The sequence below is a fragment of the Rickettsia endosymbiont of Gonocerus acuteangulatus genome (genome assembly GCF_964026435.1).
GTDB lineage: Bacteria > Pseudomonadota > Alphaproteobacteria > Rickettsiales > Rickettsiaceae > Rickettsia.
The window spans coordinates 1,881,656-1,898,032 of sequence record NZ_OZ032147.1 but is presented as its reverse complement, the minus strand read 5'-3'; the positions used below and the strand labels follow the sequence as shown (position 1 = coordinate 1,898,032).

Genomic DNA, 16,377 nt, shown 5'->3' with positions numbered 1-16,377 from the left:
AAAAACTTATGGCAAAGGCATATTCATACGATTTAAGAATACGAGTAATAAAAAGTTTAACAGATGGTAAAACAATAAAAGAGACTTCAGAGATATACTCTATTAGTAGGAAGACTATAATAGAGTGGAAAAAATTAAAGAAACAAACTGGGGATGTCAAAGCAAAAAGTGGTTATCATACAGGACATCGTAGAATAATAAGAGACATAGAGGGATTTAAAAAATTTATAGAATTAAATTTTGATAAAACCACCATGGAGCTAGCTAATAACTGGAGTCAAAAAGTATCTGCAAGTACGATATCAAGATTGCTTAATAAATTAGGTTATAGTTATAAAAAAAACTTTTCTTCATCCCAAAAGGGATATTGGTCTAAGGAATGAGTTTATATTGAAACTAAAAACTATAGATAAACAAGATTTAGTATTTATCGATGAGTCTGGGATAGAAGATAATAGCTGTAGAGAACACGGGTGGAGCATTATCGGTCAAAGATGTTATGGTGAAAAGGTCTATCAACATAAATCACGGATTAGTATGATTGCTGGGCTGTGTGTCAAAGATATTATTGCCCCAATAATATTTGATGGGACATGTAATAAGGACATTTTTGAAACTTATGTACAAGAGATATTGATCAAGGAATTAAAGGCTGGTCAGATAGTAGTAATGGATAATATTAATTTTCATAAAAGTACAAAAGTGAAAACGTTAATTGAATCTGTTGGTTGCAGTATTTTATTTTTACCAACTTACTCTCCTGACTTAAATCCTATTGAGCATTACTGGTTTAAAATCAAGAATGAAATAAGAAAAACTATTTCTAATTTTGAGCACTTTTTTGATGCTGTTTACTATGCTCTTAAAAATCACTACCTTATCGCATTAAGCTATAGCATCCGGCGACTATTTCTTGCGAATCATAGCATTTTTAATATAACAAAACTTACGCTATGAGTAAAAAAGTGATAAATTATTGTAAAAATAATTAAACATGTCAAAGAGGATAAAGTTGCAAGCAATACCAATTAATAGGACAGATTATTGTCAATTTTTAATAGTTAGCCAAAAGAATTATAGTTTAACCTACTACGCTGAACATGCAAAGAAATGTAGTCATGATGTTATTAATAGATTTTTAAGGAATGAAAAATATACACCTTCTTTGTTATGGGAACACATCAAGAATGATGTTATTTTTTCATCTAATGGATATACAATATTTGATGATACGGTTTTAAATAAAAGGAATACGAAGCAAATAGAAATTGCAAGATCGCAGTACAGTGGAGCTACAGGTAGAGTTACTAAAGGTATAGGAGTAGTGAGTCTGGTATATTATAACCCTGATATTAATAAGTTTTGGGTAATAGATTATCGAATTTTTGCACCTGATCATGATGGAGCAACAAAACTAGAACACCTATTAAACATGTTAAATAATGCTGTTTATAGCAAGAAGATTCCTTTTCAAACAGTACTTTTTGACACATGGTATTCTACACACAAAATTATGCAACATGTTGACTCTCTGGGGAAATATTATTATGCCCCTATTAAAGCCAATAGAAACGTTAGTAAAACACACGATTCTAAACCTTATAAAGCTGTAAAAGAGTTGACATTTTCAGATGAAGAGATCAGGCATGGAGTAGAGATTCATATAAAAGGCTTTGCTAAAAATAAGCATGTTAATTTGTTTAAATTTACTGTTTCTACCAACAGAGTTGAGTATGTTGTTACCAATAACAAAACTCACAAATCTTCTAAAGCTGCACAAGATGAGTGTGGCTTTCGATGGGTAATTGAGAGCATGCACAGAGAAATTAAGCAACTTACTGGGATAGAACGTTGTCAATGCAGGAAACAGCGTATTCAACGTAATCATATTAGTTGGGCATTTTTAGTTTGGGCATTTCTCAAAAGGACTGCAAATACAATCGGTAAAACGGTTTACCAAATAAAGTTAGGGCTTTTAGATGACTATATGCAACAACAGCTGCGTTCTCCATCTTTACGATATTTAGAACCAAACATAGCGTAAGTTTTGTAATTATTAAAGGAAATTATTTATGCATGGAAAAAAAAGTAATCCCCGCCGCAAGCAGCGGGGTATTTTAGAAGAAAGCTAGCTGATGATCCTCATGCAGTTTCTGATATTCCTTGCCTTGGTTTTTTACGTATTTTCCTATCATATTCTCATTTCCATGCTTACCTACCGTACTCGTAAAATATCCATCAGTCCAAAATTCTCCACCCCATAATTGTTTCTTTACCTGTGGACACTGTCTAAATATTTGACGAGCTGTAACACTTTTAATTGTTGTTACTATTTTTGTTACGCTATAGGTTGGTACAGATTGTACCAAAAAATGGACATGATCTTCATCAACCCCTATTTCTAAAAATTTTATTTGATATCTCTTTTCTATCTCTAAACATATTTCTCGTAATACTTGATCAACTGATACGTCAAACACTGCTCGGCGATATTTTGCTGGAAATACCATGTGAAGCAGTACCGTAACATTATGACTTTTATGTATATATTTGCTCATTCCGCCATATTACGCCGCAAGCGGCGGGGAATATACCCAAAAGAGATTAAATTTTGATAGTCATAACACAGATATTTTTAATTTAAATTTACAAGGTTTAATTACTCAATTAAAAAATATAAAAAAAAGTAGAATTTGCTAAAACTAGCAAAGCAAATAATAGTTATATTGATATTATAAGATATGTAATTGATCAAGCTATAACAGATAGCCACGACCCTGAAAATGAAGAAATAACAGCATTACTTCCTATCGCTATTAAAACAATTAAAAAGTTAGCTGACTCCCCTGAAGGAGTGAAAGAACTAAAACGTTTAGAGGCAACTGATTTAGATATCGCTTTTATTAAAGGTGATTTTGAAAGTGTAAAAAACCTGACCAGCAATAACATAGAAACAAAGGTTTATAATTTAGCAAACAAACTTAGATTCATGAAATTTGCTATTAATCAAGATAATTTTAAGTATAACTTAACTCTTAAAATTAATGAAAAAGATATACCTCTTCATGCATTATTTAGTAATATATTTACCGAAATTACTAGTATAGATAAAAATAACTTAGCTTTTATTATACAAGATGATGGGGGAAAAACTTGGAATTATAATAGTTGTAATTATGAATATAATAATTTACGCCCTTTATTTGATCAATTAATAACATATGGCACCGGTTCTAAATATCTTTTTTCAGACCAAATATCTGAAACACTTCAAAAAGAAGCAAAAAATATTAGAGACCAAAAACTAGATTTTGTTTTTGTAATGATTCATTCTCATGACTCAAAAGAAGAAGGAAAATTACAAAAAGTAATATCAGAATTTCCAGATGATTTAGCAAAGGAAACTGTATATCTTATTAGAAGTTGCTATTCAGGTCAATATCATAAAGCTTGGGAAGAAAGCAGCAAAAATGCTATTTTATTCACCACTGCTAGCGAAAACAAATCTTCTTTAGTTACAAGTTTTAATTGTGAAAAATTTAGCGAATTTTTTGCAAATCAACAAGTAGATACTAAAACACTTGTAGAATTTCTTTCTAATTATGATGGCTCTACGCCTCACATTAGTGGAAATTATAAAGGCAAGTTTATTCAGTATATGCCGGTAAAAGATTTTCATGAGCAATTAATCTCAAATAACCTTGAAGCCCCAATATTAGAAACCAACATAAATGATGATATTATGGGCTTAGGCGAAACTATATTTGATCACGTAGAATTATACTCATAATTTTATTTATAAGATATATAGTAACTTTTAAGTTACTATTATCTTATTTTATTACCATCTACCTAAAAGCGGATTTGTAATATTTTTAGCAAATTTTCTTTTTATGTAAACACCTATTAAAAATGTTAATATAGTGGTTGGAACATAGCGGATAATCGTTGGTAAATATTTGATCAAGGTTTTATTAGGAATTAAATCCGAAAATTGATCGCTTACGCTATCTACTAAACTTCTACTTTTATCCCTTAACATATTTATTGTACGATATCTATTTTTATATTTTAGATAACATCTGATAGCTTCAATAATAATAGAAATTATTATAGATGCTATACCAATATTCATAAGAGAACAAAATTTTACCGCATCCGCAACATAAAGATAATTAGCAGCAATTATTAAAGCTAAACCTAGAACATTAAAAAAATACACAAACGGCTTGCCGTAAGATTTTTTTTCCTGCTCCATGCTACCTTTTAATAACTCAAATATTAGAGATTTTAACATTGAACTACCTATTTCATAAGAATAGCGAGTAATACACCTGCACCAAAAGCATAGGCGAGATTCCGCAAAGGGTGGTCACGTGTCGACTCACATAAATCAGCTACATTAGCTTTACCTTTTTCTATTCCTTTATGTTTGTAATGATCCATAACAGATGATAAATTATCTAGCTGCTCGTCTAGGATGTCGCCAGATTTACCTTTTAAATTATGTAACCTTGAAACTAGGCTCTCTATATCTTTTTTGATTCCTTCGATATCTTCTTTAGCAGAACCAACTTTTAAGTCTTTCATAATTTACTCCTTTATTAATTTATGTTTTATTAAGCAAATTATTTTGCTTATAGTTAGATAATACACCTCTAAAATCATCTTTACAATAGCTTAATTACATTATTTTTATTTAACCAAATTGCTTTTTCCATTCTTTTTTCATAGCTTTATATTTCTCATTTTCTTCCGCTTCTTGCCATTTTTTAAAAAATATTTCAGCACTTATGGCTTTTTCAGGATCCCCTGTTCCTTTCTCTAACTGCTCATAATCATGCTCAGCATCGTATTTTTTACCCCCCTTATAATTAGTGTAACGTCTGCTTCTGGTAAAACCCATTTGTAAATATTTACGAGCCATATCTGCCCCAACAAAATCATTATCATTTAAATACTCCAAAAACATATCATATATTTTTTCACTACTTTCTTTAGCAACTCCAGGGGTTTTAAATTTCCAGAAAGGTAATATTTCATTTTTATAAGGCTAACAAATAAGCACCCCTTGCTCACCTTTTCCTACTCTATATTTTTCAGGCTATTTGCTATAATCAATATCGTTTTTCCATTCATAATTTTTGTTATCAAAATTTAGATAGCTTGGCTTTTGCATAAATTATCTTTATTATTTTAGTTAATAATTCTAGTTTTGGTTTAAATGTTAGCAGATAACATATAGCATAAATCATTAAGATACTGACAATTTAATAGTATTAAAAACAGCATCATAAAATGTTTCAAAATCTTCTACAACTTTCCTAATTTCATTTTTTATCTTAAACCAGTAATGCTCTATAGGATTTAAATCAGGAGAGTAAGTTGGTAAATACAATATGGTACAACCAACGGATTCAATGAACTCTTTAACTTTAGAATTTTTATGAAAATTAATGTTATCCATAATAACGGTTTGCCCAGGTTGTAATTCTGTAATTAATACATCCCTAATATAAGTTTTAAAGACCTCTGTATTACAATTACCTTCAAATATTACAGGAGCAATAAGATTACCATTACAAAGACCAGCTATCATACTTATTCTAAATTTATGTTGATACACCTTTTCTCCATAACACCTTTGTCCTATAATGCTCCATCCATACTCTTTGCAAGCATTATCCTCTATTCCAGATTCATCAAGATATACTAATTTGTCTTTTGTGATGGTTTGTATCTTTGCTATAAATTCATTTCTTAATTTAATATCTCTTTTCAGATGAAAATGAGTTTTGTTTATAGCTATAGCCAAGTTTTCTGATTTGTCTTAAAATAGTTACAGATGCAATATTACCCCATTGCTTTGCTAACTCCTTTGATGTTTTATTCATATTAGCTTTAAAAAATTCTTTAAAAGATTCTGAATCTTTTATCTTATGACTATGTCCTTTCTGATAACCAGTTGCTGCTTCTAAAGTACCTTGCTTATCTTTTAATTTTTTCCATTTATATATAGTATCACGACTTACATTAAATAATTTACTTACCTTACTTATTCGTATCCCTGCTTCTACAGCTTTTATAACTCTTAGTCTTAGTTCTATTGCATATGCTCGTGCCATATCTCTTTACATGCTTGTTAATATTTGCTTACTATAACATGATACTCTCGCTCTGTCAGTACCTTAATGACTTATGCTATAAACTATGAAAGTAAGTTAATACACCAATTATTACAATACATCCCTACTCTACCAGGAATATATTTAATGTATAATTCTGATAAGGAAATTATTTATATAGGTAAAGCTAAAAATTTAAAAAAACGTTTAAACTATTATAGTAAAAATAATTTGCGTGGCAGAATAGCTAGAATGGTGCATCAAGTTTATTTAGTTGAATATAAAGTTACTACTTCAGAAAGCGAAGCATTTTTGATGGAGACGCAATTAATTAAGCAACATCAACCACGTTTTAATATATTACTTAGACGAGATAAATCAGCTAGCTATATAAAGCTACGATCAGATCATGATTTTCCTACGTTAGTAAAATGTTATCTAGATAATTCAACAGGAAATAAATTGTTTGGACCATTCACATCTGGACATCAAATAGACTTAATCATTGCAGAATTACAAAAAATTTTTAAGCTACGAACTTACAGCGATAGCGATTTTGCCCTTAGAAAGCGTCCATGTTTAGAATATGAAATTGGCAAATGCTTTGCTCCTTGCACAGGTAATATTTCTAAAGAAGATTATGCCGAGTTGATAGAGCAGATTAACGATTTTTTATCAAGCAATATAGAAAAATTACTAGGAAAATTAGCACTCAAAATGCAGGTTCTAAGCGATGATTCTCATTTTGAAAAAGCAGCTTTGATTAGAGATAGAATTAATCTCAAAACTTACGCTATGAGTAAAAAAGTGATAAATTATTGTAAAAATAATTAAACATGTCAAAGAGGATAAAGTTGCAAGCAATACCAATTAATAGGACAGATTATTGTCAATTTTTAATAGTTAGCCAAAAGAATTATAGTTTAACCTACTACGCTGAACATGCAAAGAAATGTAGTCATGATGTTATTAATAGATTTTTAAGGAATGAAAAATATACACCTTCTTTGTTATGGGAACACATCAAGAATGATGTTATTTTTTCATCTAATGGATATACAATATTTGATGATACGGTTTTAAATAAAAGGAATACGAAGCAAATAGAAATTGCAAGATCGCAGTACAGTGGAGCTACAGGTAGAGTTACTAAAGGTATAGGAGTAGTGAGTCTGGTATATTATAACCCTGATATTAATAAGTTTTGGGTAATAGATTATCGAATTTTTGCACCTGATCATGATGGAGCAACAAAACTAGAACACCTATTAAACATGTTAAATAATGCTGTTTATAGCAAGGATTCCTTTTCAAACAGTACTTTTTGACACATGGTATTCTACACACAAAATTATGCAACATGTTGACTCTCTGGGGAAATATTATTATGCCCCTATTAAAGCCAATAGAAACGTTAGTAAAACGCACGATTCTAAACCTTATAAAGCTGTAAAAGAGTTGACATTTTCAGATGAAGAGATCAGGCATGGAGTAGAGATTCATATAAAAGGCTTTGCTAAAAATAAGCATGTTAATTTGTTTAAATTTACTGTTTCTACCAACAGAGTTGAGTATGTTGTTACCAATAACAAAACTCAAAAATCTTCTAAAGCTGTACAAGATGAGTGTGGCTTTCGATGGGTAATTGAGAGCATGCACAGAGAAATTAAGCAACTTACTGGGATAGAACGTTGTCAATGCAGGAAACAGCGTATTCAACGTAATCATATTAGTTGTGCATTTTTAGTTTGGGCATTTCTCAAAAGGACTGCAAATACAATCGGTAAAACGGTTTACCAAATAAAGTTAGGGCTTTTAGATGACTATATGCAACAACAGCTGCGTTCTCCATCTTTACGATATTTAGAACCAAACATAGCGTAAGTTTTGATCTTATAAAATTATCTAAATTACGCATCGGAAAACAATATGAAGGGATAATAGATGCTGATGTGCTTATTATTACTGAAGAAAATGATAGATTTTATATTAAGGCTATACTCTACAGAGGAGGACAGAAATGGGGGGAGCAAAACTATTCCCCCATTTATAGCAGAACAAGTACTAAATTAGAAGTTTTAGAGTCTTTTATAGGTCAGTTTTATCAAACAAGAAAACCTACTAAAGAAATAATAATTAACGTACCGATATAAAATTCTGAATCAATTATTAGTTCTCTTAAAAAACTATATAATATAAAAACTAAATTTATAATTCCAAAAAGAGGAAGCAAAGCCCAGATATTGAGGGATTTACTTACTACCGAATGAAGAAACAATTTTGTTAATTAAAGATTCGATATTAATAGCCGATTGAGTATATTTTATTTCCTCATTAGGCGTTAAATCATCATTATCGTTTCCTGGTACGATTGCAATATATTTACCTCCAAGTAGACCACTAGTAACTACTTGAGCTTTTGAGTCTTTAGGTATTTTAACATTCTCATTGACATTTAAATATACAGTAGCAAAATAGCTGGTTGGATCTAAAAAAATCTTTTTAACATTACCGATTTTTATACCTGAAATCATCACGTCACTTCCAACTGATATCCCTTCAGCACTTTGAAAACTAGCAGTGAGCTGATAGCCTTTGGCGTTAGTCATAGAACTGCCAGTTTTATAAGCAAAAATTAAGAATAGGAAAGCAATAATTAATACTGCAAAACCAATAATTGTTTCAATAATATTTTGTTTCATTGTTTTTTATACCAAATAGTTAATTTATGGTTGCCATCTGCTATATCTAGCATTTGACGATTTAGATGATTTTTGGCTTATTTTGTTACTTTCTTGCCAAGAAAAAAGCTTAATATTTCTTGGTATTTCATTTACTAAATGATGCAACCATGCATGCCAACTTGGCGAAATTTTTGTTGGTTCATTAGCATTTTTATAGATAACAAATCTTTTAGGACGTCCTAAATAGTCAAGCTTCTTACTTTCGTAATATTGGTTTAGTAACTCATCTTCTCCTACTTTTTTATGAAAAAAAGTAATAAAAAACTTATTTATCCACGACATTTTAAAATTTCTATAGCAGTTTGTCTTCCTTGTACTGCAAGTTTATCAGCAGCAATATTACCGCTATTACTTGCATGTCCTTTTACCCATTTCCAAATGATAGTATGTTTGCTTAATTCTTCGTACAAATTTTGCCATAAATCAGCATTTTTAACAGGTTCATTGTTGCTTTTACACCAGTTGTTTTTTATCCAATTATGGATCCAAACGGTAATACCTTGTTGTAAATACTTACTATCAGTATAAATTTCCACATGACAAGGTTTTTTTAGAATTTTTAGTGCTTCAAGAGCTGCTGTAATTTCCATACGGTTATTAGTAGTCTCAAGCTCATGTCCAAATATTTCCTTATTAACCTCATTAAATTGAAGTAACGCTCCCCACCCTCCTGGACCTGGATTGCCAGAACATGCACCATCGGTATATATAACTACTTTCGATATATCTTCTTTCAATATTTTAACTAGGTTTAATAGGTTTAGACTTAGAAGAGTTACGGAATTTATCTAGCATGATAACATTTTTTGACAATAAAGCTTCATCAATTTTATCATTATTTTCTTCTTCCAAAATTTGCTTTTCTATTTTCAATATTTCAGCTGTATTATTATTTTGGATATTTAATTGCTGATTAAAAGTAAAACTATAACTATTGCTTGAATCAACAAAACTAATAAGAGCATCAAATGGTATATAGATTGTTTCCTTAATACCGCTAAAACTCAACATTACAGAAAATCCGGTATCTTTTACTACTATATTCTCAAATTGATTCTGAAGTACTATCGTTATTTCTTTTGGGTATGCTTGTCTAACTTTTAAAGGCAAAATGACAGCCGGATGATCGGTCTTATATGATATATATATCAATTGATCCCAATATAAATTTTCATGCTGAATCCTTGCCAAAACCTTTTTTACAAATTCCAGCATAGATTCATTTAAAAATTTTTTATATTCGATATTCATATATAGAAGAAATAAGTGATATTTTGTATAAAAGTGGAAACCGCTTTTCACTTTTATTACTCATTATTTAAAGCCTTCTTTAAAGAAGCGTAGCTATACGCTTCTTTAAAGAAAAGAAATGAGGGTTTTTCTGTTACCCGGCAAACCCCCCAAGCCGTGCAGGTTTATGCTACAGCTAAAGCTGGAGTACCTGCAGAACGATAGTTATCGTTTGCGTTTCTTTGTTTTGACCCGTAAGGCAAAAGCCTGCGGCGGAATCATCCCGAGTAAAAGCAATTTTTTTATTAGGCACGTCGATCCTATTTCGCCCCCTCAAAATACTACTTATCTTTCAAAATATAAGCAGTATTAGCATCGTATATCATATTGTTATACTGTCATACGAAGATCAATTTCAAAAAGAGCAAGGCGTCCACAAGACGAGGAACAGAAGCAGTTACTTAATACGTGAGTACCGGAGTACTTGTAGGACAACGTAGCCAATTTTGAAATTCATCGAGTATGAGTATTGGTGGAGGCGTCGGGTACTGCCCCCGAGTCCGCAACCTCTATTCTAAATTACGTTTATTACTATAGCTATATTAGCACTTACTATTATCGCTTAATTTGATTAATTTGTAAAGGTTTTTAGATTTATGTTTTAAATATACTAAATAATAAATATTATTTATATACTTGTATGATAGTATACTTGTATACTTAATAATAAATATTACTTAAATTAAAAAATCTTCTATGCTACCAAATCTTGGGATTATTGCCGGTAAAGGTTCACTACCTTCTTTAATAGCAGGTAATTATAGAAAACAAGGGGGTAATTGTTATATAGCTGCGATAGAGGGCGAAGCTGATATAGAATTAATTAAAGACTTTGAGTATCAACCTATTAAAATCGGTATGGTTGGAGCAGCTATTAAGTATTTTACACAACATAACGTAAAAAATATTATTCTTATAGGAGGAGTCGATAGACCAAATTTTAAAAACTTAGCAGTGGATAAAATAGGTGGTTTATTACTTCTTAAAATAATTAGCCAAAAAATTCGTGGGGATGATAATTTATTAAGAATAGTAGCTAGTTTTTTTGAGAGTTATGGCTTTAAGATAATTTCAAGTAGCGAGATATATCAAAATCAACAATGTGATTCTAATATTATAACTAATACTAGCCCTACAAGTTCTGATAAAAAAGATATTGAATTTGGGGTAAAATTATTAAATCATTTAAGTAAATTTGATATTGGTCAGTCGGTTATAGTTAAAGATGGTTATGTACTTGGCATAGAAGCAGCTGAAGGGACAGATAATTTAATAGCTAGATGTGCAGACTTACGTAAAAAATCTTGCGGTGGAGTGCTTATTAAGCTTTCAAAAATAGGACAGGATAATAGGCTAGATTTGCCGACCATCGGCGTTAATACTATAAAAAATCTTGCTAAATATAATTACAAAGGCGTTGCAATTCAAAAAAACCAAGTAATTATAGCTGAAGAAGAGAAAACTATAAAACTCGCTAATGAACATAAAATTTTTATAACAAAATGTTAGCAATAGGTATTACCGGTAGCTATGCATCGGGCAAAACTTTTATTTTGGACTATTTAGCAGAAAAAGGATATAAGACTTTTTGTGCCGATAGATGCATAAAAGAATTATATCAAGATTCAAAGATACAAACCGGTATTTTAAAATTATTGCCGGAGCTTGAAACTTTTAACATTGGAAAGATTAGTAATTTAATTTATAACAATGATCTCGCACGTGAGAAATTACAAAATTTTATTTATCCATTGCTGATAGATAAGCTAATTCAATTTAAACAGGAAAACGTAAAATCCAAATTCGGATTTGCCGAAATACCGCTATTATACGAAGCTAAATTTGATAAATATTTTGACTTTGTCGTGACTGTGCATTGCTCTGAAGAAATAAGAATGCAAAGAGCAACAACCAGATCTTCTTTTGATGTGGAAATCTATAACAAGATAAAGGAAATTCAGCTTTCGCAGGAGAGTAAAATAGCAAAAGCAGATTTTGCTATAAATAGCGGCGTTGATATGTTAGACTTGGAAAAACAAATAAATAACCTAATAACAAATTTAGAATGTCGAGTTTAAGAGAAATAATTTTAGATACGGAAACTACGGGACTTGATCCAAAAGGCGGTCACCGAATTGTTGAGATCGGTGCTATTGAAATGGTAAATAAGGTACTAACCGGCAGACATTTTCATTTCTATCTTAACCCAGAACGAGACATGCCGTTTGAGGCTTATAGAATTCATGGCATTTCCGGTGAGTTTCTAAAAGATAAGCCACTATTTCATACTATTGCAGATGATTTTTTAGAGTTTATTGCCGATAGTAAGCTTGTTATTCATAATGCACCTTTCGATGTTAAATTTCTAAATCATGAATTATCATTATTAAAAAGAGCTGAAATTAAACTCCTAGAACTTGAACATGCTATTGATACTTTAGTGATGGCTAGAAGTATGTTTCCTGGATCAAAATACAGCCTTGATGCTTTATGTAAAAGATTTAAGGTGGATAATTCCGGCAGGCAACTACATGGTGCTCTTAAAGATGCAGCTTTACTTGCTGAAGTATATGTAGAGCTAACCGGCGGTAGGCAGTCAGCTTTCAAGATGCTTGATAAAGCTGCTAAGGTAAATAATTTGAGCTATAATCGCTTGGATTCTCAGGCACATAGGAATATTCCCGTTATTAAACCGACAAAAGAAGAATTACAAAAACATAAGGAATTCTTAAGCAAGATTTTAAAAACTGCTTAGAAGCATTATCATGTTCCTGTCACCCCGTGGCTTGACCTATAGTACCGGACAATTTTTATTCTATGTCATTCCCACGGAAGCGGGAATCCAGGAAAAAAAGCCTAAATACAGTAAATTTTTAAAGCTAAAAGCTCGATTTCGCTCGCTTTATGCTGGATTCCCGCCTATGCGTGAATGACAAATACACAACAACCCTCTAAAACCCAATTATGAAAACAAAACTCACTGTACTAGTCACCTTTATAATACTGATCTCTTTAGGTTTTTGGCAGCTTATTCGCTTAAAAGAAAAGAAGCTATTTTTAACATCGATGCAAGAAAATCTTACCTCCCCTGCAATTGATTTAGCTGAAATTAAAGATAACTTACCTTACCATAAAGTAAAAATTACTGGGCATTTTTTACCTAATAAAGATATATATTTGTATGGTAGGCGGTCAATGTCGAGCGAAAAGGATGGCTATTATTTAGTTACACCGTTTAAACCCGCTGAAGATAAAATTATTTTAGTAGCTCGAGGCTGGTTTAGTAACCGCAATAAAAATATTATTACACAAGCAACCAATGACCAACCCCATGAGCTTATCGGTGTTACTATGCCGTCCGAAAAAACCCGCAGCTACTTACCTGCTAATGATGTTAAAAATAATGTATGGCTGACCTTAGACTTACAAGAAGCGTCTAAAGTTTTAGGGTTAAATCTTGAAAATTTTTATCTCATTGAAGAGAGCGAAGATATTAGCAATTTGGATATTTTGCTACCGCTTTCAATAAATCACCTCGCTGCTATTAGAAATGATCATTTAGAATATGCTATAACTTGGTTTGGACTCGCCGCATCTTTAATTGTAATTTATAGGATTTATAAGCGTTCTCTGTCATTCACACGCAAAAACAAATGAACAATCTACAACAACAAGCTTCTGATCCTGATTATTCCGTTTGGGTGTCGGCATCTGCCGGCACAGGTAAAACTAAAATCCTAACTGACCGTTTTTTACGCCTATTAATCAAAGGAATAAATTTTCAAAATATCCTATGCCTTACTTTTACTAATGCAGCTAGCGTAGAAATGCAGCTAAGAATTAGCAATAAACTCAAAACTTTCTCTCTTTGTGATCCCAGACAACTAGAACAGGAGCTTTTTTTAATGAGTGGTCAGAAGCCGCTTGCTTTAGAGCTTGAAAATGCAAAAAATCTATATAGCAAATTACTTGATAATAATGAACCTTTAAACATTTATACGATTCATACATTTTGTCAAAAAATTCTTAAAACTTTTCCCGTAGAAGCCGATATAACACCCGAATTTCAAATTCTTGAAGAGACACAATTACAAGATATTTTTCTAAAAATACGAAATGAGATTTATTTAAGCGATGAACATAATGATTTAATTAAAACTTTACTAAATCGTTTTCATGAAATAACTTTGCAGGATATTTTCAGCGAGATCATTGACCAAAAAATTAAATTCAAAAAATTATTCACGCATAAAACTATTCCGGCAGAGATACGTAATAAGAGGTTAGCATTATCCGAGCTAAATAATATCTATGATAAGGTAAAAAATTTATTTGCAGATTATGATTTAGAAATAGAGCCGAAAGAAATTTTTTTTACCAGAGACGGGAAAAAACGTAAAAGCCTTTTATCGAAAGAGCTAGCCCAAAAATATCCTAAATTACTATTAGAGTTAGAGAAGCTAACATCTCAGATTTATAAATTAGATGAAGAATATCGCATAGAAGAGCTAGAATATCATACTAATTTACTTTCTAAACTTGCTTATATTTTGCTAGAGAAATACGAGAAATTTAAAGAAGAAAATAACTTGCTTGATTATGAGGATTTAATTTACCATACCGAGAAATTATTTCAGAATAAAGCTATACATGAGTGGTTATCGCATAAGCTTGAAAGTGAGATTAATCATATACTTGTTGACGAGGCACAAGATACAAGCCGTGAACAATGGAATATAATCACCACTCTAATAATCGAGTTTAATAGACCTGATAGTAGTATTTTTATCGTTGGGGATGATAAGCAATCTATATATAGCTTTCAAGGTGCTGATCTTGCGAATTTTAATCTAGTGAATGAGAAATTACAAACGAATCTCGCTAAAGCAAATAAAAAATTTAAGAAGATTACACTTGAATATTCTTATAGATCATGCGGCGAAATTTTACAATTTACCCATCAGGTTTTTAAATATATAAAAGCTCATTACCCTACTCTTTTCTTATCCGATAATCCAGTAATTTCAGCATTTCGTACACATAAAGGTTCCGTAACAGTTTGGTCTTTGGTGACAAGCGAAAAGCAGGAAGAACTTTTTTGGGCATTGCCACAAGATTATGCCAATGCTCTTTCGTCAGCTGACTTACTTATAAAAAAAATCGTTAGTTTTATAAAAGAAAAAATAGCCAGCAAAGAAATTCTGCCCTCGACCGGTAATCCTATATCTGAAAAAGATTTTATGATTTTGGTAAGAAAGCGAGATGAATTTAGCAATAATCTGATAAAAGAGCTTAACAAAGCTGACCTTAAAGTTGAGGCAAGCGATAAAGTAAACCTTAAAGAGCATTTGCCGATAATGGATTTAATTTCGGTAGCTAAATTTGTACTCTTACCTTATGACGATTTAAACCTTGCTGCCTTACTTAAATCACCGATTATCGGTATTAGCGAGCAGCAATTATACGAACTTCTAATGAATAAAAATGATGAAAGTTTATGGGAAAATCTGTTTTCACATCCAGGTATATATAATAGGCTTACTTCTTTTATTGGACTTTATCAAAAATCCACTCTCGATAATTTTTTCAATTTAATCGTGAATACTCTAAATTTATATGTTGATGATATGGTAAATGAGCTGCTAACTCTAAGCAGCAATTACGCAAATGATATAGATAATTCTCTACAAAGCTTTGTAGCTTGGTTTGAGAATAACGATATTTGGATTAAGCGTGATATGGAGCATTCCGATAAAATAAGAGTTATGACAGTACACGGCTCCAAAGGCTTGGAAGCACCAATTGTTATATTATGCGACTCCACCACTCTACCTATCAGCAGTAGTAAATTTATTTGGCATGATAATGGGGATATGTCCTTTTCTGCAAGTGCTGCTGATACTCCTAAATTCCTACAAGAACTGAAAGAAGCAGAAAAATTAAAGGATCTACAGGAATATATAAGACTGCTCTACGTTGCAATGACAAGGGCAAAAGATCATTTAATTATATGCGGTTTTAGTAACAAATCAAACATTCCTGAAAACTGTTGGTATAAAATAACTAAAAATTTATTCAATTAATAGTTGCTTTACTAAGCATGATATGCTATAAGACGCACATGCAACCTATAGTGGGATTTTTTTGAGAATAAAGCAAGAATTAAGATAGATAAATTTAAACAATTGCCACCACTACATAAGGCAGTTTTGGAAGGT

Annotated in this window: 21 protein-coding genes, 1 other RNA gene and 1 pseudogene; 13 read left to right on the top strand and 10 right to left on the bottom strand. The window is 31.2% G+C overall.

The window, feature by feature from the left end:
• Positions 1-8: 8 nt before the first annotated feature.
• Together AAGD55_RS11780 and AAGD55_RS11775 are read left to right on the top strand one after the other, a co-directional pair.
• Positions 9-867: pseudogene (locus AAGD55_RS11780) on the top strand (IS630 family transposase); the annotation flags it as partial.
• Between the two features lie 127 nt (positions 868-994).
• Positions 995-2,044: a transposase gene (locus AAGD55_RS11775; protein WP_341790834.1), complete on the top strand. Its 1,050-nt coding sequence runs from the start codon at positions 995-997 to the stop codon at positions 2,042-2,044.
• Between the two features lie 73 nt (positions 2,045-2,117).
• On the opposite strand, the gene tnpA is transcribed toward AAGD55_RS11775, so the two are convergent.
• Positions 2,118-2,558 (bottom strand): IS200/IS605 family transposase, encoded by a 441-nt coding sequence (gene tnpA, locus AAGD55_RS11770; RefSeq protein ID WP_341791589.1) that lies wholly within the window; start codon positions 2,556-2,558, stop codon positions 2,118-2,120.
• Here tnpA and AAGD55_RS11765 point away from each other — a divergent pair.
• Together AAGD55_RS11765 and AAGD55_RS11760 are read left to right on the top strand one after the other, a co-directional pair.
• Complete coding sequence (locus AAGD55_RS11765) at positions 2,551-2,700, top strand: hypothetical protein (RefSeq protein WP_341791588.1); 150 nt, start codon at positions 2,551-2,553, stop codon at positions 2,698-2,700. The genes tnpA and AAGD55_RS11765 overlap by 8 nt on opposite strands.
• Positions 2,701-2,854: 154 nt before the next feature.
• Positions 2,855-3,790: a hypothetical protein gene (locus AAGD55_RS11760; protein WP_341791587.1), complete on the top strand. Its 936-nt coding sequence runs from the start codon at positions 2,855-2,857 to the stop codon at positions 3,788-3,790.
• A 51-nt stretch (positions 3,791-3,841) separates the two neighbouring features.
• On the opposite strand, the gene AAGD55_RS11755 is transcribed toward AAGD55_RS11760, so the two are convergent.
• The 4 genes from AAGD55_RS11755 to AAGD55_RS11740 form a co-directional block, all read right to left on the bottom strand.
• Positions 3,842-4,297, bottom strand: a complete 456-nt coding sequence (locus AAGD55_RS11755; protein ID WP_341791586.1) for a hypothetical protein — start codon at positions 4,295-4,297, stop codon at positions 3,842-3,844.
• 8 nt (positions 4,298-4,305) lie between these two features.
• A complete protein-coding gene (locus AAGD55_RS11750; protein ID WP_011477061.1) occupies positions 4,306-4,590 on the bottom strand; it encodes a hypothetical protein in 285 nt (94 codons plus the stop codon).
• Positions 4,591-4,699: 109 nt separating this feature from the next.
• A complete protein-coding gene (locus tag AAGD55_RS11745; RefSeq protein ID WP_341792601.1) occupies positions 4,700-5,038 on the bottom strand; it encodes a DUF4385 family protein in 339 nt (112 codons plus the stop codon).
• A gap of 216 nt (positions 5,039-5,254) precedes the next feature.
• A protein-coding gene (locus tag AAGD55_RS11740) for an IS630 family transposase (protein ID WP_341791585.1) occupies positions 5,255-6,125 on the bottom strand; the annotation gives its coding sequence in 2 pieces (ribosomal slippage) (positions 5,255-5,797 and positions 5,799-6,125; 870 coding nt in all).
• 66 nt (positions 6,126-6,191) lie between these two features.
• On the opposite strand from AAGD55_RS11740, the gene AAGD55_RS11735 reads away from it, so the two are divergent.
• From AAGD55_RS11735 to AAGD55_RS11720, 4 genes are all read left to right on the top strand, one after another.
• Entirely contained in the window at positions 6,192-6,959 is a 768-nt protein-coding gene (locus AAGD55_RS11735; RefSeq protein ID WP_341791584.1) for a GIY-YIG nuclease family protein, read from the top strand.
• A 2-nt stretch (positions 6,960-6,961) separates the two neighbouring features.
• On the top strand, positions 6,962-7,453 hold the full coding sequence (locus tag AAGD55_RS11730) for a hypothetical protein (RefSeq protein ID WP_341791583.1): 492 nt from the start codon (positions 6,962-6,964) through the stop codon (positions 7,451-7,453).
• On the top strand, positions 7,410-8,009 hold the full coding sequence (locus AAGD55_RS11725; protein WP_341791582.1) for a transposase: 600 nt from the start codon (positions 7,410-7,412) through the stop codon (positions 8,007-8,009). The genes AAGD55_RS11730 and AAGD55_RS11725 overlap by 44 nt, the downstream gene beginning before the upstream one ends.
• Positions 8,010-8,077: 68 nt before the next feature.
• Positions 8,078-8,278, top strand: a complete 201-nt coding sequence (locus AAGD55_RS11720) for a hypothetical protein (protein ID WP_341791581.1) — start codon at positions 8,078-8,080, stop codon at positions 8,276-8,278.
• A gap of 99 nt (positions 8,279-8,377) precedes the next feature.
• On the opposite strand, the gene mlaD is transcribed toward AAGD55_RS11720, so the two are convergent.
• From mlaD to ssrA, 5 genes are all read right to left on the bottom strand, one after another.
• Complete coding sequence (gene mlaD / locus AAGD55_RS11715) at positions 8,378-8,827, bottom strand: outer membrane lipid asymmetry maintenance protein MlaD (RefSeq protein WP_341788892.1); 450 nt, start codon at positions 8,825-8,827, stop codon at positions 8,378-8,380.
• Between the two features lie 24 nt (positions 8,828-8,851).
• Entirely contained in the window at positions 8,852-9,151 is a 300-nt protein-coding gene (locus tag AAGD55_RS11710; RefSeq protein ID WP_341791580.1) for an NADH-ubiquinone oxidoreductase subunit NDUFA12 family protein, read from the bottom strand.
• Complete coding sequence (gene rnhA, locus AAGD55_RS11705) at positions 9,139-9,606, bottom strand: ribonuclease HI (RefSeq protein ID WP_011477056.1); 468 nt, start codon at positions 9,604-9,606, stop codon at positions 9,139-9,141. Before rnhA ends, AAGD55_RS11710 begins: the two co-directional genes overlap by 13 nt.
• Positions 9,607-9,610: 4 nt before the next feature.
• Positions 9,611-10,120, bottom strand: a complete 510-nt coding sequence (locus AAGD55_RS11700) for a ClpXP protease specificity-enhancing factor SspB (protein WP_068041421.1) — start codon at positions 10,118-10,120, stop codon at positions 9,611-9,613.
• A gap of 117 nt (positions 10,121-10,237) precedes the next feature.
• Positions 10,238-10,746, bottom strand: a transfer-messenger RNA (tmRNA) gene (ssrA, locus tag AAGD55_RS11695).
• A 109-nt stretch (positions 10,747-10,855) separates the two neighbouring features.
• Between ssrA and AAGD55_RS11690 the strand changes: the two genes are divergently transcribed.
• The 5 genes from AAGD55_RS11690 (at position 10,856) to AAGD55_RS11670 (ending at position 16,242) form a co-directional block, all read left to right on the top strand.
• Positions 10,856-11,668: an LpxI family protein gene (locus AAGD55_RS11690; RefSeq protein ID WP_341791579.1), complete on the top strand. Its 813-nt coding sequence runs from the start codon at positions 10,856-10,858 to the stop codon at positions 11,666-11,668.
• The gene (gene coaE / locus AAGD55_RS11685; protein WP_341791578.1) at positions 11,662-12,237 is read left to right on the top strand and encodes a dephospho-CoA kinase; all 576 of its coding nucleotides are present in this window, start codon (positions 11,662-11,664) and stop codon (positions 12,235-12,237) included. Before AAGD55_RS11690 ends, coaE begins: the two co-directional genes overlap by 7 nt.
• Positions 12,225-12,914: a DNA polymerase III subunit epsilon gene (dnaQ, locus tag AAGD55_RS11680; protein WP_341791577.1), complete on the top strand. Its 690-nt coding sequence runs from the start codon at positions 12,225-12,227 to the stop codon at positions 12,912-12,914. The genes coaE and dnaQ overlap by 13 nt, the downstream gene beginning before the upstream one ends.
• 209 nt (positions 12,915-13,123) lie before the next feature.
• Entirely contained in the window at positions 13,124-13,816 is a 693-nt protein-coding gene (locus AAGD55_RS11675; protein ID WP_341791576.1) for an SURF1 family protein, read from the top strand.
• On the top strand, positions 13,813-16,242 hold the full coding sequence (locus AAGD55_RS11670; RefSeq protein ID WP_341791575.1) for an exodeoxyribonuclease V subunit beta: 2,430 nt from the start codon (positions 13,813-13,815) through the stop codon (positions 16,240-16,242). The genes AAGD55_RS11675 and AAGD55_RS11670 overlap by 4 nt, the downstream gene beginning before the upstream one ends.
• Positions 16,243-16,377 lie beyond the last annotated feature (135 nt).